We start from the raw sequence: 23,847 nt of genomic DNA on the forward strand, positions 1-23,847 counted from the left end.
CCGCGAGTGCGAGGCCTTGAAATAATTAACTAAAATATGAGCTACATTCTGAACTGATTAGTTTTAAAAATTATCCCGTGTATTTAATTGATTGTTCAAAAGATGCATATCCTAAGAAATCTTCCCCTGAATATATTTTTAATAATCCATTATATTTTTCAGTAACATTTAATTTTTCAATACGGGAAGTCCAATAATAAAGTTGTACGTCTATGAATTCTTCATTATTATCCATATTTACAGTATCATCAATAGCTAGTCTTTTAACAGAATCTGACACTACATGAATGTTATCAACAGAATCTCTGGAATTTACCACTTCATATTTAATTAGTACTGCAGATAATACAGAATCATATTCAGAATAATTAACTACAACCAAATTGGCATTATCACCTACCTTAGCCTTGGGAATTGTCGCAATTTTTCCGGAATAATCTTTGAATGAATCATCATCATTTAAAGCCAACAAATGAACATATCTACTATTTAATTTTACGGTTTGACTAACATTTTTAGACAAAGAATTTAATGCTACGATGTTTTTCAAATCTAAGGCAATTGACATATTAATATCAGCCATTATAGTACCCTCATTAGTTAATGGTATTATTATTTTTTATACATAAACCAAAATAACAACTGGCCCATATTTAATTAGTAAGCTGCTTACAGCACCACCATACCAAAGAAAAACAAAATAAAAACATTATAAATTAGCATTACTGGAATCAAATTTGCCACAATGCAATATATTTTAATTATATTAATATGACATTTATTAATAATCATATTGATAATAATAATTTAATATTTTTATTTTACTCTTCTGTAATGATATCAATCAGAATCACGCTATTTAAAGATAATTATGCATTTCTATATATAATAGTTTATAAGAAGCTTACTTTAACTCCATTTGTAGAGTAATGCTCTTATTTTTCCTAAAAAACGATTTCTTTCTTTGTTATCTACCTACAGAGAGATTTAACTCACTGAGATTGCTACAATCAAATTTTATTAATCGCTATCATCATTGCGGAGAGAAACAATCATGTCATTTTTTTTACCTATAGAAGCCGCCATTTTTGATATGGACGGATTGCTCATTGATTCTGAGCCTTATTGGGAACAAGGAGAAAAACATATATTCGGTGAATTAGGATTGGATTTGACTTTAGCAGAAAAACTGCCTGATACATTAGGATTACGGATAGATCAGGTTGTTGAACTGTGGTATCAGGCTGCACCGTGGCAAGGTACTTCTAAAAATGAAGTTGCACAACGCATCATCAATTATGTAGTTCGATTAGTAAAAGAAAACCGCCCCTTATTACCAGGCGTAGAATATGCTTTAAACCTCTGCCACGAACGTGGATTAAAAATCGGTCTGGCCTCTGCATCTCCCTATGGGATGCTTGAACAGGTACTTGAATTATTTAATATACGGCACTACTTTGATGCTGTCATTTCTGCCGCAGACTTACCTTATAGCAAACCCCACCCAGAAGTTTACTTACAAGCCGCCAATCAACTTGACGTTAACCCGATTCAATGCGTTACGTTAGAAGATTCATTTAATGGCATGATAGCAGCCAAGGCTGCAAGAATGCGTTCAATTGTTGTTCCTGCCGCCCATCATTTTGATGATCCTCGCTGGTCACTGGCTGACATTAAATTGAATTCACTGGAAAAATTAACAATAGAGAATATTACCTGATGGTTACCGTGCTGCCATGCTGCATACATGTGCTCCATGCATCTGGCAGTGCAAAAATCAAACACCCTGTTATATCCCTGGCTGATATAGGTAAAAATAGATTAAATATTGGTGTTATATATCAATAAATATACCCAATGGATTTCAAGATGCAGCGCGACGGCAAGAGAGCAAATCCCCGGGAGCATAGCTAACTATGTGACCGGGGTGAGCAAGCGCAGCCAACAAAGCTGCAACTTGAAAGACGACGGGTATAAAAGATTATTCTTGTTTACCCTCTATCATCCTTATGCAAAAACCTCTATACTGCCAACTGTATGTATAAACAGCATAAATAATTAGCATAAATCGTTATGACAGCAGAAGGGCATCTTCTTTTTTCCGTCGCCAGCCTTGTATTGGCTCACCAGTTAGAAATCACACCAGAAATCGCACAGGGAGATTGGTTACATATGCTTCCCGGTGTACTTCTGGCTTCACTATTACCTGACATTGACCACCCAAGCTCCACTTTAGGCAGGTTATTCCGTTTTATATCCATTCCAATCGCAAAATTATGTGGCCATCGTGGATTCACACATAGTTTATTAGCGCTAATGGTGGGAATGACTCTCTTCCAGACGGAAATCCCCTCCAATTGGCCCATTCCAACCGACTTCATCCACGCGATGGTTGTCGGTTATATCAGCCATCTGATTGCCGATATGCTCACTCCTGCCGGTATTCCACTTTTATGGCCACTGAGAACACGCTTTTGTATCCCAATTCTTAGAGGAAAAGAACGCAAAAAAGCTGAACGATTTATTGCTGTTTTGGTACTAGTGATTGCTATTATTCTTCCACAGTACATTGATTTTTCATTCACGCATTACTTAGATAAGTTACCGTTCGATCAATTATCAATTGATAAGCTAAAAAATCTCTACAAGTAGCTGACTTATCGTACATACACTTCGTCTTTCAAACTGCCTCTTTGTTGGCTGCGCTTGCTCACCCCGGTCACATAGTTATCTATGCTCCCGGGGATTTGCTCCCTTGCCGTCGCGATGCAACTTGAAATCCATTGGGTATAGAAAGTAAAGTCGACATAGATTAGGGCATATAACCAATTTCACTAACTAGTGGAAAATAATTATATTAAATTCCATTTAATTATAAGAAAGTAAATTTTTATACTGATAAAATTCTATCTTATAGCTTTTCATGGCCTGTATCTGATAGATTTTTGAGCGATAGCACAATCAATAAGTGGGTAGTTTGAAACTGCTATCATCACTTATCTCAATACAAACCATGAATAATAAATATATTTCATACAGATATTGGTATACCTAATTGATTACAAGTTGTAATTCAGCAAAAAAAGCAACAATTTGAAAAATGAAGGTATAAACATTTTGGAGACTAGGGATGAATCTACCACTCATCATTAACATGCTCGTTTTTGTAGCACTGCTCATCTTATTAGCAAAAACAAGTTCAGATAAATGGAGCTTGTCCAAAAAGGTTCTCGTGGCTCTAGTCGTAGGTATCATTTTTGGGCTAGCATTGAATATCATTTATGGCACAGATAATCTTACAGTAAAAGAATCAATTAACTGGTTCAATATCGTTGGTAATGGTTATGTACAGTTATTGCAAATGGTTATCATGCCATTGGTTTTTGCCTCTATTCTAAGTGCAGTCGCGCGTTTACATAAAGCATCTTCTTTAGGAAAAATCAGCTTCCTGACAATTGGTACGTTATTGTTCACTACTGCAATTTCCGCTTTAATCGGTATCATAATTGCTAATCTATTTGGACTAAGTGCAGCAGGATTAATTCAAGGTACTCAAGAAACAGCTCGTTTATCAACTATTGAAACCAACTATATTGGTAAAGTTGCAGATATGAGTGTACCCCAAATTATTCTCTCATTTATCCCGAAAAACCCCTTTGCTGATCTGACTGGAGCAAACCCGACTTCCATTATCAGTGTTGTGATTTTTGCAGCATTTTTAGGCGTTGCTGCATTGAAAATGCTTAAAGATGACCATGAACGCGGTGAACGAGCTCTGGTCGCCATTGATACTCTACAAGCATGGGCAATGAAACTAGTTAGACTAGTTATGCTCCTAACACCATACGGTGTCATGGCTCTGATGACTAAAGTTGTAGCCAGCTCGAATATTCACGATATTACGCAATTAGGTAATTTTGTCGTTGCTTCTTATATTGCTCTTGGTTTGATGTTTGTTGTACATGGCTGTATTTTGGCTTTTACTGGCATTAATCCACTGAAATTTTTCAAAAAAGCTGGCCCTGTACTGACATTTGCATTTACCAGCCGTTCGAGTGCAGCAAGTATTCCGCTGAATGTTGAAACACAAACTCGTCGTCTCGGTGTACCAGAATCGATTGCCAGCTTCTCCGCTTCTTTCGGTGCCACTATTGGACAAAATGGCTGTGCAGGTATTTATCCAGCCATGTTGGCAGTGATGGTTGCTCCAACTGTAGGTATTGACCCCTTCAATCCTTTATGGATTGCTACCCTCGTCGGAATTGTCACTATCAGCTCTGCGGGTGTTGCTGGTGTTGGAGGTGGTGCAACATTTGCAGCACTAATCGTTTTACCAGCGATGGGTCTGCCTGTAACCTTAGTTGCACTATTAATTTCTGTTGAACCACTCATTGATATGGGTCGCACAGCATTAAACGTCAATGGTGCAATGACTGCCGGTACAGTCACTAGCCAATTAATGGGTAAAACCAATAAAGACATATTTGAATAAGATGAAGATGTGGAATTAAAACAAGCTTAATTTGACGAGATAGAATATGCCCTCCTTTGAACTATACATAACAAAGGAGGACGAATTAAAATCAGTCAAAAAAAACCGGAACCCATTATGAGTTCCGGTTTTTCCCCACTCTCTAATAAAATAACCGACGGCAGTTCAAGCTTCTCTTACTAAGAAGACTATGCATTATTTTATATATTCACCACTACGCAGAGCTTCAATACGCTTATCCAATGGTGGATGAGATAAGAATAATTCGCTGAAGCTTTTAGATTTACCATTAATACAAAATGCCATCATACGCCCCTCTTCCTGAGGTTCATAACTGGTTTTAAGACGCTGCAATGCTGCTATCATCTTTTCACGACCAACTAGTTTCGCTGATCCAGCATCCGCATGGAATTCACGGTGACGAGAGAACCACATAGTAATAATACTTGCCAGAATACCAAATACTATCTCCAGTACCATGGAAAGCACCATATAAACAATTGGATTACCATTGCTGTTGCTTTCGCTTTCATCATCATTACTGGAAAGGAAGCTTGCAGCAGCCTGCGCAATAATACGTGAAATGAAGATAACGAATGTATTCACAATGCCCTGCAATAAGGTCATCGTTACCATATCACCATTAGCAATGTGACTAATCTCATGAGCAATAACAGCTTCCGCTTCATCACAACTCATATTATTCAGTAGCCCGGTACTAACAGCAACCAGAGAAGCATTACGGCGTGCTCCTGTGGCAAATGCATTAATATCAAGAGCATCATAGATAGCCACTTGTGGCATCGTAATTCCAACCTGATCAGCCTGACGACGTACTATTCCCATCAACCAAGCTTCAGTTTCATTGGAAGGTTTCTCGATAACTTGACCACCAACAGAACGCAAAGCCATCCATTTTGACATTAATAAAGAAATGAATGCACCACCAAAACCAAACAAACCAGCCATAATCATAAGGCCAGTAACACTACTCCGCTGAACTCCGGTAAGTGAAAGTATTATTCCAAACACTACCATGACAGCAAGGTTAGTGAGAAGAAACAAGGCTATTCTCATCATATAAATTTGCTTCCTTTAATTATCAAACAGTTCAATTAATAATTAAGCCATAAAATGGGGATTTATCCCATATTATTCAAGTTTTTTAAGATGTTAAACGATAGAATCAACATAACTTTACAATATAACAAAAAAAGGCCAGCTATCAAGCTGACCCTCTATTAATAACGAAGTTTAAAAACTATTTCGTTATAGCCGCTTCAGCAGGCTGATGCGCAAGATCCAGCGCAATTTTTACTGATTCATCTAAATAAGGGTCTGGCCCTTTATAGTCTTTTGGTAAATCATCAAGAGACTTGAGCTGTTTTTTTCCTTCACGTTTAAAACGCTCATTCATACGATTCAACTTAATTGTCTCGTATTCCTTATTTTCTTTCTCTCTTTGAGCATAATTCAAAGAGTAAACTCCTTTACGATCTTTGATAACTTTGTAGTAAGCAATATCTTGTTTAATATATTTAAATTCAGGATCATTAACCGTGCGTTGATTATGCAACTTAGTCAGTAATGGAACTAATGTTGAAATCACTTTTGAGGAAGTATAATGCGCAGGTTGAATACTGTCCCATGGTAACGCATTGTCTTCTTGGCTCTCACCTATTTCAGAAGTATCTTCCCCTGTCGGCATGATGATATCAGGCGTTACACCTTTGAGCTGAGTACTGCCGCCATTCACCCGATAAAACTTCTGAATAGTGTATTGTACAGAACCAATCTCCGGCCAATCAGGCCTTAGCATCTGATCATATATTCGATTCAGAAACCGATATTGCTGAACTGTACCTTTACCAAAAGTAGGTTCACCGACAATTAATCCACGACCATAATCTTGCATTGCAGCAGCAAAAATTTCAGACGCTGATGCACTTCTATTATCAACTAAAACAATTAATGGGCCTTTATAATATACGGCTTCATCCGTATCTGATTCTTCTTTAACTCGACCAGTATTATCCCGGATCTGAACAATTGAACCAGTAGAGATAAATAGGCCGGATAGTGATACAGCCTCTGTTAATGCACCACCACCATTACTGCGCAAATCGATGACAATCGCGGAAATTCCTTGTTTAGTGAGCTTCTGTAATTGTACTTTTACATCATTAGTCAGACCAACATAGAAACTCGGTATGTCAAGAACACCCACTTTTTCCTTGCCGACCGTTTTTACCGACATTTTGACCGCATTGTCTTCAAGACGGATGTTTTCACGAGTCAAGGTCACAATGTGATTTTTTGCCCCTTTCGTACTCGGAATGATTTCAAGACGGACTTTGCTGCCTTTTGGCCCTTTGATACGAGTGACAACATCTTCCAGACGCCACCCTACAACATCTACTATAGGCTTGCCGACCTGACCAACACCTATGATTTTATCTCCAACTTTCAGCAAATTACTCTTAGCAGCAGGGCCACCAGCAAGTAATGAGCGAATGGTGACATATTCATCTTCATATTGTAAAACAGCACCAATACCTTCGAGAGATAGGCTCATTTCTGAGTTAAACTGTTCTGTATCACGAGGGGATAGATAACTAGTATGAGGATCTATTTCACGAGCAAAAGACATCATGATCGTTTGAAAAACATCCTCACTCTTGCTCTGTGTGAGACGTTTCAGTAACATCCGATAACGTTTAGTCAGTGTTTCTTGGATTTCTTTATCATTTTTGCCTGATAATTTGAGATTTATCCAATCAAATTTAATCTTAGCGCTCCAAAGGTTATTTAGTTCTTCAACACTCGTTGGCCACGGCACCTTAGAACGATCTGTTTCAATCGTGTCATGACTATTCAAATCGATGGGCTGCTCTAAACAAGAGAGAACATATTGATAGCGCTCAAAACGACGCTTTTGCATTAAATTAAACAGGGCATAAGGAAGCTTTAAATCACCCTCTTCAAGCTCTTTTCCTAATACGCCCTTTTGATCTGAAAACTGTGCAATATCTGATGCCAGAAAAACATTATGTCCATAATCCAGCTGATTCAGATAACGATCAAAAATTTTCCCTGAAAAATCTGCATTCAGATAAAGTTGGCGGTAGTGAGAACGAAGAAAGCGGGAAACAATCCGCTTACTCACTGTGGAATGTTGTGGTTCCGGTTTTAAATCTGGCAGCTGATTCAGATTAATAGTAGCTGTATTGTTACCATTAACAACACTGTCACTAATGGCAGTACCATTACTGACCGACTTGCCACTGACAGTGTCAGCATACCCTGTACTAGAAAATGATAGTCCTAAAACGAAAGCCAAAATAATGAGTTTGTTCATGCCCGAGTTGGCCTCCGTATCAGAACTTTAAGTGTTCTGCGCGTACAATCATTGCCAAACCAGTAGGTAACTGCACTCTTACACCATCTTTGGCAATTTCTAGCACAGAAGCATCCATTATGCTTTTTCCTACATTTACTTTGATTGTCTGCCCGACTTTCAAAGAGGATACGTCTGTGACTGAGTTCAACTCAGGTTGTGCAATTTTCTTTGTGGTTTTATCTGCTGATTTAGGCGATTGTTGCAGACGGTTTTGCGAACGAGATGGACGTTTTGCGCCATCACCTGATGCTTGACGGCGAAGAGCCGCTTTTTTACTTACAGGGCGCTCACTTTTCTTGTCAGATACATTTTCAGTTTCACGTTTCTTAGCACGTTGAGCTTGTACTCGCACTTTTGCCTCTGCTAATTGCTGGCGTGCATGTTCAATATGTTCAACTTCCAGCTCACCACATATATTTCCATCAAGGTCAACACGCTGAGCCCCTTCTTTGACACCATATAGGTAACGCCAACTGGAAGTATACAAGCGCAGAGCAGAACGAAGTTGCGTTTTACTTAAACCCTCTTCATTCTGAATACGTTCAACGATATCCTGGAAGATACCAATCTTCAAAGGACGTGCTTCACCTTCTGCTACGAAACAAAGCGGGAAACGCTCAGCCAAGAAAGCAATGACTTCTTTACTACTGTTCAACTTAGGTTGATTTTCCATGAAATTTCCTGATTACAACGGTTTTGCCAACCAGCGCAGGCATGAACAGGCGACATTATAATAGCCTTACTGATAAATGCCACGTTATACGTATGTTAAGTTACGTTCTGTTGTAGATATTTTGACACAACACATTGTCTTAAATGCTCACAAAGCCTGATAAATAGGGCTTTCAAGCCGTTTTCATCATTTTCATCAAACCGGCCAAAAACCGTACTATCTATATCCAAAACACCAATGATTTTTCCATTGATTTCCAAAGGAAGAACAATCTCAGCATTGCTGGCAGCATCACAGGCTATCATTAAATAAAATCCAACCCAATTAACAGTATCTAAACGTTCATATAACAATGCGCTTGTATTGGCAAGAGTAGCGATAAAGTCGTATTCACCTGACAACAGTGCAATCAAACTATTCTCTAACTCTTGATAAAATTCATTCTTGTCCATACGCCCCTATGCGGCAGATTAAAATTTAACACAATTTAAACAAAAAGCTCACATAAAAGATTATTACTCTCTTTGACACCTCTTTCCGAAAAGAATTTACCACTATAATTAAACTCTTTCAGGATATCGTCTATTTGTCTGAATTTAAATTTTCTTTAATTATTTTTACCAGTATTCTCTGATAAAATTCGGGGATACATCACAGGTTATATTCAAAATTAGTCTGATTTGCAGCCATAAATGTGCTTTTGTTCATACTTTTGTTCTATACCCATTGGATTTCAAGATGCAGCGCGACGGCAAGGAACGAATCCCCTGGAACATAGATAACTATGTGACCGGGGTGAGTGAGCGCAGCCAACAAAGCTGCAACTTGAAAAACGACAGGTATAACAACCTCACTAAATAGGTTTTCGTAATCGTAATACATTCAAATGATAAGGCTTCCTTACTTCTTGTCGACCGAGGAGTAAGGAAGCGCTCTACAATTTTGGAATGCTATTTAGCATTCTGAATGATCATTTTAATCGCATCATTATATGTATAAGAAAATAAGATAATTTATTAAAAAAGAGTAAAGATGTCTCTTCCTCGTAACAAACAAAAAAAGGCCGAGTTCACTCCTCTACTCGGCCCAGGGAAAATGACTCTTATTCAAAGAGACTTACGCTAAAAATTGTCATTGAGACGTAGAACAACTTACCAATTAAAGAGTAGTTGACATACTATGATCTACCAAATTTTTACTCTTATGAGGTAGTGACTGCTCTTCTTTACAGCAATTGAATCAACCAAGCATTACTTTTTATCGTTTGATTGATCACATAAAGCTAATGCTGCTTTCTGAAATGGCTCAATACTCATCTTTTCAGCTGGTTGTTCAGGATTGTCTAAGAGGATCGTATCTAGTGATGTTGCAATAACTTTATTAAATTTCATCAGTTGCGTTGCCCGATCATTCAATGGGTATTGCATCAATGTACTAGGATTTATAACAAACAATGCCCCACCCGAACGACAATCAAGCATAACTTCTTCACGGGTGAATGCCCATTGTTTACCAAATTGTAATTTACTGACAGTTTGTATCGGGGCAGCAATCCCCTGAAAAGAAAGAAGAAAAAAAGGCAGAGCCCACAATACTCGTTTCATTACCATTCCCCCTGATAAACACATGCTGTAATTTTATCGCTAATTCATCTGCTTATATACCCAGATTTACATCAATCATTCAAGAATCACGCAGGAGATTGTGTCGCAAAAATAGCCACACATAATAGTGCCGATGTTCCTAAGATAATTTCCAGCCAACTATTGATTATTAATAACTGGTAACACCTTTGCTGCCTCAATTTAGGAACTAACATGTAGCGGTTGAGCAGTGCTAAAAGTACCATACCAGCGACCAATACTATCTTCAGCCATAACATGGATTGATATTCAGAAAGGGCACGACTGAAAGTCGGCCATCCGGGAATTAAGACAACACTACTGACAATTCCTGTTATTATCACCAGAAAAACAGCGAAATGCCCATAAAAAGAAAACTTTCTCATCGCCGCAATACTTTCCGAATATAAGCTAGTTTCCGAATATTGATCAGCAGCGATATTCTCACTATTATCTGCATTCCCTGCGCTTGTCCTGTCTGCATATACACCATTACGGTATTGATCGGGTTCTGATGCCTTTTTAATACGAAAAAACTGTAGACACAGTAAAAACGGCCATAGTCCACCAAACCAATAACCCGCACTCAGCAAATGAACAATCTGATTAGCTTGCAGTAGTAACCCTAAATTACCTTCATGCATAGCTGCATGGCCGATAAAAGCATGGCTGGATAATAAAATGACCGAACAACTCAGCAACAAGAGATTTTTGATTCTGATATTGGATAGGAACAACGCCCCAGCAGCAAGTATTGCAACCAATAGCTGCCATTGCCAAACCTGCCCAAAAGAGGTATTCAATACAGCCAACCAAATTTCAGGCATATAAATATCCTGCCAGCCATCTCCCATCAGCCCAGCTTGAACGATAAACCAGACGATTGAAGTTATTAAAGCCAACACAGTGCTGATTAAAATAACAACTTTTAACCGCTCCCTCATCAGCGTTGAAAAATGGCCTGAAACAAGCATCACCGTGAATAAACTAAGGCCAAACATCAACATGACAACGACAAAATGAGAGAAACGGCAAAATAGGTATAGAGCTTCTAAAGAGATCATTATTTTACAGTAAAGTTGTAAACACCTTTGGTTTTATGGCCATCAACAGAAAGTACACTCAAGTCAACTCTATATTCTCCGGCAGTGAGTTTACCTTCAACTGGCAGGATTAATTTAGTTTTGGTTTCAGGATCAAGTTCCAGCTTACCGGTTTTAACCTCTGCCTTTTCTGGACCAATTAATTTTATCTTACTGAATCCAAGTTCAATGCGTTCTGAAAAACTTAGGGTTATAGCTTGTGGAACGGCTTCAACAGTTGCGTTTTCTGCAGGAATCTGATCTTTCAAATGTGCATGAGCCAAAGCCTGTTGACAGGACATACCGACAAACAGAACCACAAGAGTAGATAATTTGGTCCAGAATGAACGGATGTTAAGAATAGACATATAGATAACCCTTTAATATGTAGATGAATTTTTATATTTACACGGAGGGGATTCTATATCAAAAAATCGCTTTAATCTGCGATCATTGATGAACAATGTTTTGACCTGTGAGGCACTACGCAAAAATGGGGACAAAAAATGAAAAGAACCGTAATTCTTGCTTCAACGATATACGTAAAACAAGAATTACGGTTAAAAAGCAGTGCCAATTAACTTAATTGGCTATTTATCAGGCACGTGCCGATGCCATAGATAAACTTTTCAGATCTTTATCAAGTAAGAACAACGCCTTGCCACCTTCTCCCACCATACCCAATTTATCCAGAATAGATTTGAACAGTTTTTCTTCTTCATGTTGTTCAGCGACATACCATTGCAAGAAATTAAATGTAGAATAATCCTGAGTCATCATCGCTACATGAGCAAGTTTATTGATCTCTTCTGTGATCAATTTTTCATGTTCATAAGTTTGATTGAATACGTCAGAAATAGAGTTAAACTCAACAGGAGGAGCTTGAATAGCTCCCAGGACAGGCATTGAACCAGTATCACCCAAATAATCAAACAAACGCTGCATATGCTGCATTTCTTCCTGAGAATGCGTTTTTAAAAATGCAGCTGCACCTTCATACCCTTTATCACTGCACCATGCACTCATTTGCAGATATAAATTAGCAGAGTAAAATTCCAAATTTAATTGCTCATTCAATTTTTTGATCATTTCTTTTTTTAACATCAGCCAACCCTCCTAATAATTCATTAAACTCCGACTATTATGCCAATTAAAAACATATAAGACAAAAATAAAATAATAATATCTAATTAATTGATAATTAATGGTTTTATTAAATAAGACAACAAGAATAAATCTCATTAAATATAAGTAAACAAGAATCAATTTTATTTATTTAACTCTCCATTAAAAAAGCCTTTTAATAAAAATGATAATTGATATTATTTATGTTTACCCAATGTTTTTTTAAAACTTTTTTAAATCACTTGCTAAACAAAAAAGAGTTGATTAATTTTCTCCTTTGAGAAGTAAGTTTTCAGAGAGGCCATAAATGGGACATAATTTAGCCGAGCTATCTAAAAATGAGATGGATAAGGTCAATGTTGATTTAGCAGCATCCGGTGTTGCTTTTAAAGAACGCTATAACATGCCTGTCATTCCTGATACTGTAGAGCAATCACAACCGCAACATTTGCGAGAATATTTCCGGCAGCGCTTGCAACACTATCGCCAGCAATCACGATTTATGTCGCGCTTGCCTTATGAACCCAGAAGTCGTTGAGGAAATAATGGAAAAGATAACCACCACCCAATGGTGGTTATCTCAGCTATTTTCCAACAAATTTGTCCGTTGCCTTAATTAACTGATGTAAAATACCCGCTTCATCGAAAGAATGGCCTGCACCTTCCACAACATGCAATTCAGCCTCCGGCCACGCCTTTGCCAGATCCCACGCATTCTGTACCAGACATGCCATATCATAGCGACCATGTATAATAACGGCAGGAATATGTCTGATAACGTCAATATGATCCAATAATTGCTGAGTTTCATCCATAAAACCGTTATTGATAAAGTAATGATTTTCTATGCGGGCAAATGCTAAAGCAAATTTATCTTCTGCAAATGAATCCGCATTATCAGAAGGCAGTAAGGTTACCGTTTCACCTTCCCAAAGACTCCATAAACGTGCAGCTTCCAACTGTATTTGTAGATCATCACTTGTCAGCCGTTTGTTATAAGCCGAGATCACATCTTTGCGTTCTTCTTCAGAGAGGATAGATAGCGTACGTTCCCATTTCTCTGGAAAAAAATGGGAAGCCCCTTCCTGATAATACCAATGTAACTCTTGTGGCCGAAGCAGAAAGATCCCCCTTAACACTAATTCAGAGACACGCTCAGGATGTTTTTCAGCATAAACCAAAGAGAGTGTCGAACCCCAGGAGCCGCCAAAAACCAACCACTTTTCAACGCCCATTAGATTACGCAACCGCTCAATATCATCTACCAGATGCCAAGTCGTATTGTTTTCCAGACTAGCATGAGGTTTAGATTGTCCACAGCCACGCTGATCGAACAACATAATATGATAACGTTCAGGATCGAATAATTGCCGATGATAACTTGAAATACCACCGCCGGGGCCACCATGAATGAATACCGCAGGCTTACCTTTTGGATTACCACATAATTCCCAATAAATCTGGTGCCCATCCTCTGTATCTAAATACCCTGTTTGATACGCATCATAAGCAGGATAAAGTTTCCGTTGTTCCGTCATAAAGCCCTCTCACAGTTTAAACAAAACGGGATACTTCCTGGTATCCCGTACATATTTAAAGATAATATGACAAGCTATTTACTTTACTTCACTATAACTAATAGTTTCTTTTTGACAATCAACAGCGACATTGTAACCATATGGATTTTAAGTCGCGATAAATTAACATGTAAGTAGAAAGTAATTATGTGAGTCTGTTAAAAATACGTTACAACTATTTTTCATCATCCTCAAATAAAACATGGATATGCTCATTATCCCGGTGTTTTTCACGTAATTCTTGAGCAACGATAGCAATAGCTTCTCCACTTCCCATTCCTTCTGAAATGAGCTGATGAATCCTTTCTACAGCAAGTTGCTGTTCTTCATGGGATAATGCTGGCATACCTGAAAACATAGTTATAACCTCAAATGCAATAATTTAATGGCAGGCTGCGATTATAGTATTTTTTATCTTAAGTCAGGAGTGAGATTCTATACCCATTGGATTTCAAGATGCAGCGCGACGGCAAGGAACGAATCCCCGGGAGCATAGATAACTATGTGACCGGGGTGAGTGAGCGCAGCCAACAAAGCTGCAACTTGAAAGACGACAGGTATATGTTAATCTCCACGCAGAGATACATTATTTACTGCGAACTGCCAAACGCCAACACTGATTCCATCATGAATATTGCATTACAGAAAAAACAGCTCCCTTATTCACCTGATCTTGCTACCCAATATTTTGCCCCTATTTCTACTTTTTCCTGGGCAATGTTATTGCACTCCGGTGCCGCAAATCACCCGCATAACCGATTTGATATTCTGGTCGCCGATCCTATAACAACGCTTGTTACTTGTGGCGAATCGACCGAGATTCATCATGGTGATGATACGTATCTTTCTCATGAAGATCCTTTTCTGCTATTGAAAAAGTATCTTCATGACTTTGATATTAATCCGCAATTTGATTCCGAACTGCCTTTTCAGGGAGGAGCATTAGGTATATGGGGCTACGATCTCGGAAGACGGATTGAAAAATTACCCCAAATAGCTGCAAATGGGCTGGACTTTCCTGATATGGCTATCGGAATTTACGACTGGGGACTAGTTATTGACCACCAGCAACAAAAGGCCACCTTGCTGAGCTATCAAAATATTGATGAAAGACTGACATGGTTAGAGTCACTGCGGGAAAATAATAAAAAAGACTTTTCCCTGAAAAATCAGTGGCAATCCAACATGACAGAACAGCAATATCACGAAAAAATCGCTCAGATCCATCGTTATCTTCGGGATGGTGACTGTTATCAAATTAATCTGGCACAGCGTTTTCAAGCTGATTATCAGGGAGATGAATGGCAGGCGTTTACCCAGCTCAATGAAAGTAATCGAGCACCCTTTTCTGCCTTTATCCGTTTACCTGAACACTGCATTATCAGTGTTTCACCTGAACGCTTTATTCTGCTGGAAGATCAGCAACTCCAGACCCGTCCAATCAAAGGAACACTTCCCCGGCTGCAAGATCCTATAGAAGATCAATTGCAGGCAGAAAAATTAGCAAATTCCCGCAAAGATCGCGCTGAGAATCTGATGATTGTTGACCTGTTAAGAAATGACATTGGCCGGGTTGCCGCGCCGGGTTCTGTTAAAGTTCCTGAATTATTTGTCGTGGAACCGTTTCCAGCCGTACACCATCTAGTCAGTACCATTACAGCAACCTTACCTGATAAATATCATGCCGCTGATTTACTTCGCGCCTGTTTTCCCGGCGGTTCAATCACTGGGGCACCCAAAATTCGCGCCATGGAAATTATTGAAGAATTAGAACCCCATCGCAGACATGGCTATTGCGGGTCTATTGGCTATATTAGTTTCTGCGGTACAATGGACAGCAACATCACCATCCGCACTTTACTGACAGAAAAAGGAAAAATTTACTGTTGGGCGGGAGGTGGTATCGTTGCAGATAGCATTGCTGAGAAAGAGTATCAGGAAACATTTGATAAACTCGGGCGAATCTTACCTCTATTAGGGGAACTTCATACACAATGACATCACTTTCTGACTTCATTCATCGGTTTCAATTGCAGCTTCCTGCACAACCAACAAGTTTGGCGAGCAATCAGCGGAATGCAGCAGTATTACTGCCGATTATATGTAAGCCAGAGCCGTCGCTGCTGCTGACACAACGTTCTCAAAGCCTCCGCTCTCATGCTGGTCAAATTGCTTTTCCGGGCGGAGTCACTGATCCTGACGATAACTCATTGATTGCCACGGCACTGCGTGAGGCAGAAGAAGAAGTCAATATCCCACAAGACAAAGTACAAATTCTGGGGCAATTAGCCCCTTTGGATAGCAGTGGGGGTTATCGTGTCACGCCGATCATTGGTCTGATTCCGCCTCTAATACCTTTTCAGACAAATCCGACAGAGGTAGCCAGAATTTTTGAAGTCCCACTGTTTGATGCACTCTCCCTCCGCCATTATCGCTATCTAGATATAAAACGTCGTAACCAGCAGCATCGGATCTATTTTTACTGGCATCAAGAACAAATGATCTGGGGATTAACCGCAGAGATTATTTATCAGCTGGCACAACAAGTTCAAAAATCGCCCTAGATTGGGTGTAAAACAACACAAATATGATTATTAATTATTCAAGATCATATCAATTGCTATTATAATTAAAAAAAAACTGTAAACTCCTTTATCAACACGACTAAATAACAGTAAAGTAGCGCGCTTTAATATAAATAACTATATTTCTTTCTCTTAAAGGAGTCTGGCGTGATTAGCGTTTTCGACATGTTTAAGGTGGGTATTGGCCCATCCAGCTCTCATACTGTTGGTCCTATGAAAGCAGGCAAACAATTTGTCGATGATCTTGTAAACCAGGGAGTAATGTCCTCTATCACGCGTGTAGCTGTTGATGTATACGGCTCACTTTCATTAACCGGGAAAGGTCACCATACGGATATCGCTATTATCATGGGTCTGGCGGGTAATATGCCAGCTACTGTTGATATCGATTCAATCCCAGGTTTTATTCGTGATGTTGAGCACACTCAACGTTTGTCGCTGGCAAATGGTTTACATGAAGTCGATTTTCCTCGCGATGGTGGTATGAACTTCCGTAGCGATAATCTGTCACTGCACGAAAATGGTATGCAAATTCATGCATTCGCAGGTGACGAAAAAATTTACAGTAAAACTTACTACTCTATCGGCGGTGGTTTTATTGTTGATGAAGAACATTTTGGCAAACCATCCCAAAATACCAAACCTGTATCTTATCCATATAGCTCCGCTGCTGAGCTACTGATGAACTGTAAAAAAACAGGTTTATCCATTTCTGGCCTGATGATGAAAAACGAGCTGGATTTACACAGCAACGAAGAAATTGCTGAGTATTTTGAAGATGTGTGGGCAACCATGCAAGCTTGTATTGAGCGTGGCCTGAACACAGAAGGTGTATTGCCAGGTCCATTGCGTGTTCCCCGCCGTGCAGCAGCATTACACCGTATGCTGACATCATCCAGCAATTTATCCAATGATCCAATGAATGTTGTTGATTTAATCAACATGTTTGCATTAGCCGTCAATGAAGAGAATGCTGCCGGTGGTCGTGTTGTTACAGCACCGACCAATGGTGCATGTGGTATCGTTCCTGCTGTTTTGGCTTATTACAATCACTGTATCGAGCCAGTAACACCGGAATTATACATTCGCTATTTTCTGGCTTCTGGTGCTATCGGCATCTTGTATAAGATGAATGCCTCTATTTCTGGTGCAGAAGTCGGCTGTCAGGGTGAAGTTGGTGTTGCCTGTTCAATGGCAGCCGCAGGTCTTGCTGAATTACTTGGCGCAAGCCCTGAACAGGTTTGTATCGCCGCAGAAATTGGCATGGAACACAATCTCGGCCTGACTTGTGACCCTGTTGCAGGTCAAGTACAGGTTCCATGCATTGAGCGTAACGCAATTGCTTCAGTCAAAGCGATCAACGCATCTCGCATGGCACTTCGCCGTACCAGCGAACCGCGTGTTTCTCTCGATAAAGTGATTGAGACCATGTATGAAACAGGTAAGGATATGAATGCGAAATACCGTGAAACTTCACGCGGTGGTTTGGCGATAAAAGTCCAATGTGACTAATATTAGCTATCATTCACTCTCACTATAATGAGTGATACTGTTACCTATTTTTACTACACCAAATCTTATCTGAAAAAATATCTCTCCCACTCAGGAGGGATATTTTTTTATATAAAAATTAAGGAAATATTACCGAAAACAGTTTAAAGAACCCAATAAACCAAAAAATAAAACATAATAAATCAATTATTGATTAATCAACGGTTTTAGATCTCGTTTTAACCTCTCAAAATAGCTTGACTTAATTTTTCTGACTGATAGCAATTTTCTTGAACGCTTCAAATGATAATCTAACGACATATTTTCTTATGTAACGAAACATCAAATCATGAGGAATGAAATATTGAGCATGATCTTGCAGTAAGCCTGAATTCAATTGTTATAAAAAGGGGAAAACAAGTGAGTATAGCCATTATGATTGGCACACATGGGGCTGCGGCAGAACAATTGCTTTATACCGCAGAAATGTTGATTGGGGAACAAGAGAACGTTTCTTACATCGACTTCGTACCCGGTGAAAATGCTGATACATTATTTGATAAGTACAACAAAAAACTGGAATTGCTTGATACAGATCAAGGGGTTTTGTTTTTCGTTGATACTTGGGGTGGTAGCCCATTCAATGCTGCAAACCGTATCGCAGTTGACAAAGATAACTACGAGATTATTACTGGTGTAAACGTCCCGATGCTGGTTGAAGCCTTTATGTGTCGTGACGATGATCCATCCATGAAAGAACTGGTTTCAGTCGCATTAGAAGCAGGCAAAGAAGGTATCCGTGCCCTGAAAACGGAGCAAGCCGAAGAACCGATAAAACCAGAACCGCTCAAACCAGCAACACCTGCCACCGCACCTATCTCAGCCCCTTCTGCGGGCGGCCATATGAAGATAGCCCTTGCACGCATAGATGATCGCCTTATACACGGCCAGGTTGCTACCCGCTGGACAAAAGAAACGAACGTCAGACGCATTATTGTAGTCAGTGATGAAGTTGCTCAAGATACCGTGCGTTCTACTCTGTTAAAACAGGTTGCACCTCCTGGTGTCAGTGCGCACGTTGTAGACGTTGCTAAATGCATTCGCGTTTACAACAACCCTAAATATGCGGGTGAACGGGTCATGTTGTTGTTCACCAATCCAACAGATGTTCTGCGTATTGTAGAAGGTGGAGTTACTCTCGAATCTGTGAATATCGGTGGCATGGCTTTCCGCCAAGGAAAAACCCAGATTAACAATGCTATTTCCGTTGACAATTCTGATATTGAAGCCTTCGGAAAACTAAATTCTCGTGGTATAGAACTTGAAGCTCGCAAAGTCGCCAGCGATACTCGTCTGAACATGATGGATCTACTCAAAAAAGCTTAAAAAAATAGATACTATTTTTTATTAACCATGACTCAATAACAAAATTCTTACCAAATTACATTTGGTTACAGGAGAAAAACAATGGAAATTACCGTTGTCCAACTTGTGTTGATATTCATCGTTGCCTGTATCGCAGGTATGGGTTCCATTCTTGATGAATTTCAATTTCACCGTCCATTAGTTGCTTGTACATTCATCGGTTTGGTACTTGGTGATATGAAAACCGGTATCATCATTGGTGGTACACTGGAAATGATTGCGCTTGGCTGGATGAATATCGGCGCCGCAATCGCCCCCGATGCTGCGTTGGCTTCTATCATTTCAACCATTCTGGTGATCGCTGGCGGGCAAGACGTTGGCGCGGGTATCGCTCTGGCTATCCCTCTGGCTGCTGCCGGTCAGGTTCTGACCATTATCGTCCGTACCCTAACCGTTGGTTTCCAGCATGCAGCGGATAAGGCGGCAGAAAACGGTAATCTTTGGGCGATCAGTGCCATTCATATTGCAGCCCTAATGCTACAGGCTATGCGAATTGCCATCCCTGCACTGATTGTTGCTATTTCTGTAGGAACTTCAGAAGTTCAGCACATGTTGAATTCCATTCCACAAGTTGTTACCAGCGGCCTAAATATCGCTGGTGGCATGATCGTGGTTGTTGGTTATGCAATGGTGATTAATATGATGCGCGCAGGTTATCTGATGCCATTCTTCTACCTTGGCTTCGTAACTGCCGCTTTCACCGATTTCAACCTCGTTGCATTAGGTGTCATTGGTATCGTTATGGCAATTCTGTATATCCAGCTTAGCCCTAAATACAACCAATCACAGACAGCCGCTACTGCTGGCAATACCTCAAACAACCTTGATAATGAATTAGATTAAGAGGATGAACAACATGTCAGAGACAACAAAGATCGGTCAGAAAAAACTGACACAAAGTGATATCCGTGGTGTTTTCCTCCGCTCCAACCTATTTCAAGGATCATGGAACTTTGAACGTATGCAGGCGCTTGGTTTCTGTTTCTCAATGATACCAGCCATTCGCCGCCTGTATCCTGAAAATACAGAAGAAAGAAAACAGGCACTGAAACGACATATGGAGTTCTTTAATACTCATCCTTATGTTGCAGCACCTATTCTCGGTGTCACGATGGCAATGGAAGAACAACGTGCCAACGGAGCCGACATTGATGACGGAGCAATCAACGGTATCAAAGTTGGTTTAATGGGCCCTTTAGCGGGTGTCGGCGATCCAATATTCTGGGGAACGGTACGCCCAGTATTTGCTGCCCTTGGTGCCGGAATCGCCATGAGTGGTAGCCCAATGGGACCTATCATGTTTTTCGTCTTGTTTAATTTAGTGCGATTACTCACCCGTTACTTTGGTGTAGCATATGGCTATAAAAAAGGATTGGATATCGTTAAAGATATGGGGGGTGGCTTCTTGCAGAAAATGACAGAAGGAGCGTCAATTCTCGGCCTGTTTGTCATGGGAGCTTTGGTCAATAAATGGACCAAGGTAAATATCCCGCTGGTAGTTTCTGAAGTCCCTGATCCAATCACAGGCGAAATGAAAGTGACTACAGTTCAAACCATTTTGGATCAATTAATGCCCGGCTTGATGCCATTATTGCTCACATTCGGTTGCATGTGGTTGTTGCGTAAGAAAGTCAACCCTCTCTGGATAATCGTAGGCTTTTTCATCCTTGGAATTGTTGGTTTCCGTTTTGGTTTCCTCGGCTAAATCTGATTTTCCAGCATAACTCAAATAATTGGGGAGGTTTTTTCTCCCCAACTATTACAACAAAAGTATGATAAAGCATCCATATACTATTAAAATAGGGATTAAAAATGAGTTCGAATGATTTCATCTTATTAATTTTAATTGCATTAATGCTCGCTTTTGCGATTTATGATGAATTTATTATCATCCAGCTCAAAGGGAAGACGCTGTTAAATATAAAATTGAAAAGAAAGCAGCGAACTGATGCATTAATTTTTATTATTTTAATCGCAATTATTATTTACAATAACGTTTCATCACACGGCAGTCAGTTCACTACCTATTTGTTATCATTTATTATTTTGATAACATTATATCTGGGTTATATTCGCTCACCAAAATTACTTTTCAAAAAATACGGTTTTTACCATGCCAATCGTTTTTTTTCGTATGACAATATCAAAGCAATGAATTTATCTGAAGATGGTATTCTTATGATGGAATTAGAACATCATAAAATATATATCTCCGTAATAAAACTGGATGATTTAGAGAGAATCTATCAATTTCTCATAAATAACAGATAATGATAACCATTATCAATTTCATGTAAGAAATATAACAAATGTTTTTTGCCTTTCACTCTGAATATGGTAGAGTCCGATTCAGTCATTGGGGAGTAGCCTGTTCCAGAAAATTTCTGGAAAATTCGTATCAACATACTCGTTTTAAAATAAAACGTGGTACGAATACCTGAAGAGTCTAATTAATGTATATCCAATAAATTTCTAATTACAGCGTAGCTAACAAAGCTGTAACCTGAAAGACAACGGATATAGATATATACCCATTGGATTTCAAGATGCAGCGCGGCGGCAAGGAACGAATCCCCGGGAGCATAGATAACTATGTGACCGGGGTGAGTGAGCGCAGCCAACAAAGCTGCAACTTGAAAGACGACAGGTATAGAGGCTCTAAATCGGTTGGCAAGACCATAGACACATAACAATACCATTAGGTTGGGGGGTAAGTTATGTGTATATGGAATCACCCAACCGAGACTGTTTTGATGAATTTATATGCTACACTCATTCTCGCACTGGCACTTTCTATGGATGCTTTTGCTGCTGCAGTAAGCAAAGGCGCTACTCTTCACCGCCCACATTTTCGGGAAGCCATTCGCACAGGTATTATCTTTGGTTTGGTTGAAGCCTGCACCCCGCTAATCGGTTGGTCATTAGGATTATATGCCAGCCAATATATTATGGAATGGGATCACTGGATTGCCTTTTCATTATTATTTATTCTTGGCTGTCGGATGATTATCGAGAGTTTCAGGAATGAGCCAGATGTTCCTCAGAAAATTTCTCCTCAGCGACATAGCTCGGTAATATTAGTTCTCACAGCTATTGCTACCAGTCTGGATGCTATGGCAATTGGTGTCGGCCTTGCCTTTCTGCAAGTAAATATTTTACATACCGCAATGACGATCGGCCTAATGACAATGGTCATGGCTACATTAGGAATGTTAATCGGCCGTTACATTGGCCCTCTGTTGGGTAAAAGAGCTGAATTAATGGGTGGATTGATATTAATTATTATAGGTTTCAATATATTATTTGAGCATCTCGAACTATTTATGTATGCACAATAATTTTATCCCCAAATAAACTTGGAGAGGTTCATATTTCTATCCCACTCTGGAGTAAGCCAATAATTAATCTACTCCAGATTTATTGTTTAATAATCTAATTACAAGCTTACTACTATCAAATACGTCGATACATCTTCAACGTAAAATCTGCTTCGCAATTAAATTGCTTTTTCAATATCAAATGCGTTTTAACTTCTTCTGATGCCCGCCAGGCAAATGGAGTCATCTGCAATAAATCATGGGCTTGTTCGCCATTTAATGACATTTCATAAGCTAATGTTTCCGTAGAAATTAATTCGAATCCATCCCATTGTTCACAATTATCAGGATGCAGATGTACTTCCTGATAAATCAGTTCTTTCAATTGATACAAATGACGTGAGCCTGGTGTCACCATCAAAACGATCCCATGCGGTTTCACAACACGAGCTAATTCTGTTGCTTTACAGGGAGCATAAATCCGTAAAACACCATCCAGGGAGTTATCAGCAAATGGCAGGCGATAGCTGGATGCCACACAGAAATTAACATTAGGGTACCGTTTAGCACCATAACGAACAGCAACTTTTGCCACATCTAATCCATACACCACCAGCTTTCGATGAAAATTTAACTGTTCCTGTACCGCAGCCGTGTAATAACCTTCACCACAACCAATATCCAGTAACATTTCCGCATCTTCCGGTAGATACTCATTAAGTAGAGCAATAGATTTTTGTTGTAATGCACGATAATGACCAGAATGCAAAAATGCCCTTCTCGCCTGCATCATCTCTATACTATCACCCGGCTCTTTCGAGCGCTTATGCTGAACAGGTAGTAAATTAACATACCCTTCTTTTGTGCAATCAAACTGGTGGTTGTTTTCGCAGCGCCACTGACGGTGAACAAACAGTAATGGTAAATGACATAAAGGACATTGGTAAGACATAACATTCCGATGGGGTAGGAAAAAACCAGGGGTGTACTATACCATGTTTTTGGGTCCATGTTTTTGGACCCATGTTTTTTTGATCCCATGTGTTCTATGCTCCTGT

Annotated in this window: 25 protein-coding genes and 1 riboswitch; of the genes, 12 read left to right on the top strand and 13 right to left on the bottom strand. The window is 39.5% G+C overall.

What is annotated here, in order from left to right; translation table 11 throughout:
• Nucleotides 1-70: 70 nt before the first annotated feature.
• Nucleotides 71-583, bottom strand: a complete 513-nt coding sequence (locus BM329_RS07300) for a hypothetical protein (protein WP_092550995.1) — start codon at nt 581-583, stop codon at nt 71-73.
• A 471-nt stretch (nt 584-1,054) separates the two neighbouring features.
• Here BM329_RS07300 and hxpB point away from each other — a divergent pair, with 471 nt between their 5' ends.
• From hxpB to BM329_RS07315, 3 genes are all read left to right on the top strand, one after another.
• A complete protein-coding gene (gene hxpB, locus BM329_RS07305; RefSeq protein WP_092550998.1) occupies nt 1,055-1,720 on the top strand; it encodes a hexitol phosphatase HxpB in 666 nt (221 codons plus the stop codon).
• A gap of 353 nt (nt 1,721-2,073) precedes the next feature.
• A complete protein-coding gene (locus tag BM329_RS07310) occupies nt 2,074-2,652 on the top strand; it encodes a metal-dependent hydrolase (RefSeq protein WP_092551001.1) in 579 nt (192 codons plus the stop codon).
• A 478-nt stretch (nt 2,653-3,130) separates the two neighbouring features.
• On the top strand, nt 3,131-4,492 hold the full coding sequence (locus tag BM329_RS07315; RefSeq protein ID WP_092551004.1) for an L-cystine transporter: 1,362 nt from the start codon (nt 3,131-3,133) through the stop codon (nt 4,490-4,492).
• 195 nt (nt 4,493-4,687) lie between these two features.
• Here BM329_RS07315 and htpX read toward each other — a convergent pair whose 3' ends face one another.
• From htpX to ftnA, 9 genes are all read right to left on the bottom strand, one after another.
• Nucleotides 4,688-5,572: a protease HtpX gene (htpX, locus tag BM329_RS07320; RefSeq protein ID WP_092551007.1), complete on the bottom strand. Its 885-nt coding sequence runs from the start codon at nt 5,570-5,572 to the stop codon at nt 4,688-4,690.
• A 181-nt stretch (nt 5,573-5,753) separates the two neighbouring features.
• A complete protein-coding gene (gene prc / locus BM329_RS07325) occupies nt 5,754-7,850 on the bottom strand; it encodes a carboxy terminal-processing peptidase (protein ID WP_092551010.1) in 2,097 nt (698 codons plus the stop codon).
• Nucleotides 7,851-7,869: 19 nt separating this feature from the next.
• Nucleotides 7,870-8,565 (bottom strand): RNA chaperone ProQ, encoded by a 696-nt coding sequence (proQ, locus tag BM329_RS07330; RefSeq protein ID WP_092551013.1) that lies wholly within the window; start codon nt 8,563-8,565, stop codon nt 7,870-7,872.
• A gap of 95 nt (nt 8,566-8,660) precedes the next feature.
• Nucleotides 8,661-9,017, bottom strand: coding sequence for a GAF domain-containing protein (locus tag BM329_RS07335; protein ID WP_092551016.1), 357 nt, complete (start codon nt 9,015-9,017; stop codon nt 8,661-8,663).
• Between the two features lie 265 nt (nt 9,018-9,282).
• Nucleotides 9,283-9,447 carry a hypothetical protein gene (locus BM329_RS14695; RefSeq protein ID WP_177216212.1) on the bottom strand — a complete coding sequence of 55 codons (165 nt, stop codon included), beginning with the start codon at nt 9,445-9,447 and terminating at the stop codon, nt 9,283-9,285.
• Between the two features lie 368 nt (nt 9,448-9,815).
• Complete coding sequence (locus BM329_RS07340; RefSeq protein ID WP_092551019.1) at nt 9,816-10,169, bottom strand: YebY family protein; 354 nt, start codon at nt 10,167-10,169, stop codon at nt 9,816-9,818.
• Nucleotides 10,170-10,255: 86 nt separating this feature from the next.
• A complete protein-coding gene (locus BM329_RS07345; protein WP_092551022.1) occupies nt 10,256-11,251 on the bottom strand; it encodes a CopD family protein in 996 nt (331 codons plus the stop codon).
• Complete coding sequence (gene copC, locus BM329_RS07350) at nt 11,251-11,637, bottom strand: copper homeostasis periplasmic binding protein CopC (RefSeq protein ID WP_092551025.1); 387 nt, start codon at nt 11,635-11,637, stop codon at nt 11,251-11,253. Before copC ends, BM329_RS07345 begins: the two co-directional genes overlap by 1 nt.
• A 229-nt stretch (nt 11,638-11,866) precedes the next feature.
• Nucleotides 11,867-12,373, bottom strand: a complete 507-nt coding sequence (gene ftnA, locus BM329_RS07355; RefSeq protein WP_092551028.1) for a non-heme ferritin — start codon at nt 12,371-12,373, stop codon at nt 11,867-11,869.
• 328 nt (nt 12,374-12,701) lie between these two features.
• Between ftnA and BM329_RS07360 the strand changes: the two genes are divergently transcribed.
• Complete coding sequence (locus BM329_RS07360; protein ID WP_092551032.1) at nt 12,702-12,932, top strand: DNA polymerase III subunit theta; 231 nt, start codon at nt 12,702-12,704, stop codon at nt 12,930-12,932.
• A gap of 46 nt (nt 12,933-12,978) precedes the next feature.
• On the opposite strand, the gene pip is transcribed toward BM329_RS07360, so the two are convergent.
• Both pip and BM329_RS07370 read right to left on the bottom strand, forming a co-directional pair.
• Nucleotides 12,979-13,932: a prolyl aminopeptidase gene (gene pip, locus BM329_RS07365; protein WP_092551035.1), complete on the bottom strand. Its 954-nt coding sequence runs from the start codon at nt 13,930-13,932 to the stop codon at nt 12,979-12,981.
• 214 nt (nt 13,933-14,146) lie between these two features.
• The gene (locus BM329_RS07370) at nt 14,147-14,329 is read right to left on the bottom strand and encodes a YoaH family protein (protein WP_092551038.1); all 183 of its coding nucleotides are present in this window, start codon (nt 14,327-14,329) and stop codon (nt 14,147-14,149) included.
• 269 nt (nt 14,330-14,598) lie between these two features.
• On the opposite strand from BM329_RS07370, the gene pabB reads away from it, so the two are divergent.
• From pabB to mntP, 8 genes are all read left to right on the top strand, one after another.
• Nucleotides 14,599-15,969, top strand: a complete 1,371-nt coding sequence (gene pabB / locus BM329_RS07375; RefSeq protein WP_092551119.1) for an aminodeoxychorismate synthase component 1 — start codon at nt 14,599-14,601, stop codon at nt 15,967-15,969.
• Nucleotides 15,966-16,535: a CoA pyrophosphatase gene (locus BM329_RS07380; RefSeq protein WP_092551041.1), complete on the top strand. Its 570-nt coding sequence runs from the start codon at nt 15,966-15,968 to the stop codon at nt 16,533-16,535. Before pabB ends, BM329_RS07380 begins: the two co-directional genes overlap by 4 nt.
• A gap of 168 nt (nt 16,536-16,703) precedes the next feature.
• On the top strand, nt 16,704-18,068 hold the full coding sequence (locus BM329_RS07385) for an L-serine ammonia-lyase (protein ID WP_092551044.1): 1,365 nt from the start codon (nt 16,704-16,706) through the stop codon (nt 18,066-18,068).
• A gap of 399 nt (nt 18,069-18,467) precedes the next feature.
• Nucleotides 18,468-19,433, top strand: a complete 966-nt coding sequence (gene manX, locus BM329_RS07390; RefSeq protein ID WP_092551047.1) for a PTS mannose transporter subunit IIAB — start codon at nt 18,468-18,470, stop codon at nt 19,431-19,433.
• A gap of 81 nt (nt 19,434-19,514) precedes the next feature.
• Entirely contained in the window at nt 19,515-20,315 is an 801-nt protein-coding gene (locus tag BM329_RS07395) for a PTS mannose/fructose/sorbose transporter subunit IIC (protein ID WP_092551050.1), read from the top strand.
• A 13-nt stretch (nt 20,316-20,328) separates the two neighbouring features.
• On the top strand, nt 20,329-21,177 hold the full coding sequence (locus tag BM329_RS07400; RefSeq protein ID WP_092551053.1) for a PTS mannose transporter subunit IID: 849 nt from the start codon (nt 20,329-20,331) through the stop codon (nt 21,175-21,177).
• A gap of 107 nt (nt 21,178-21,284) precedes the next feature.
• A complete protein-coding gene (locus BM329_RS07405) occupies nt 21,285-21,743 on the top strand; it encodes a DUF986 family protein (protein ID WP_092551056.1) in 459 nt (152 codons plus the stop codon).
• Nucleotides 21,744-21,816: 73 nt separating this feature from the next.
• A riboswitch (yybP-ykoY riboswitch) is annotated at nt 21,817-21,957 on the top strand.
• 268 nt (nt 21,958-22,225) lie between these two features.
• The gene (mntP, locus tag BM329_RS07410; protein ID WP_143101221.1) at nt 22,226-22,810 is read left to right on the top strand and encodes a manganese efflux pump MntP; all 585 of its coding nucleotides are present in this window, start codon (nt 22,226-22,228) and stop codon (nt 22,808-22,810) included.
• A 115-nt stretch (nt 22,811-22,925) separates the two neighbouring features.
• On the opposite strand, the gene rlmA is transcribed toward mntP, so the two are convergent.
• Complete coding sequence (gene rlmA / locus BM329_RS07415) at nt 22,926-23,741, bottom strand: 23S rRNA (guanine(745)-N(1))-methyltransferase (RefSeq protein ID WP_092551062.1); 816 nt, start codon at nt 23,739-23,741, stop codon at nt 22,926-22,928.
• Nucleotides 23,742-23,847 lie beyond the last annotated feature (106 nt).

This window comes from Xenorhabdus koppenhoeferi, from assembly GCF_900116635.1.
Classification (GTDB): Bacteria; Pseudomonadota; Gammaproteobacteria; order Enterobacterales; family Enterobacteriaceae; genus Xenorhabdus; species Xenorhabdus koppenhoeferi.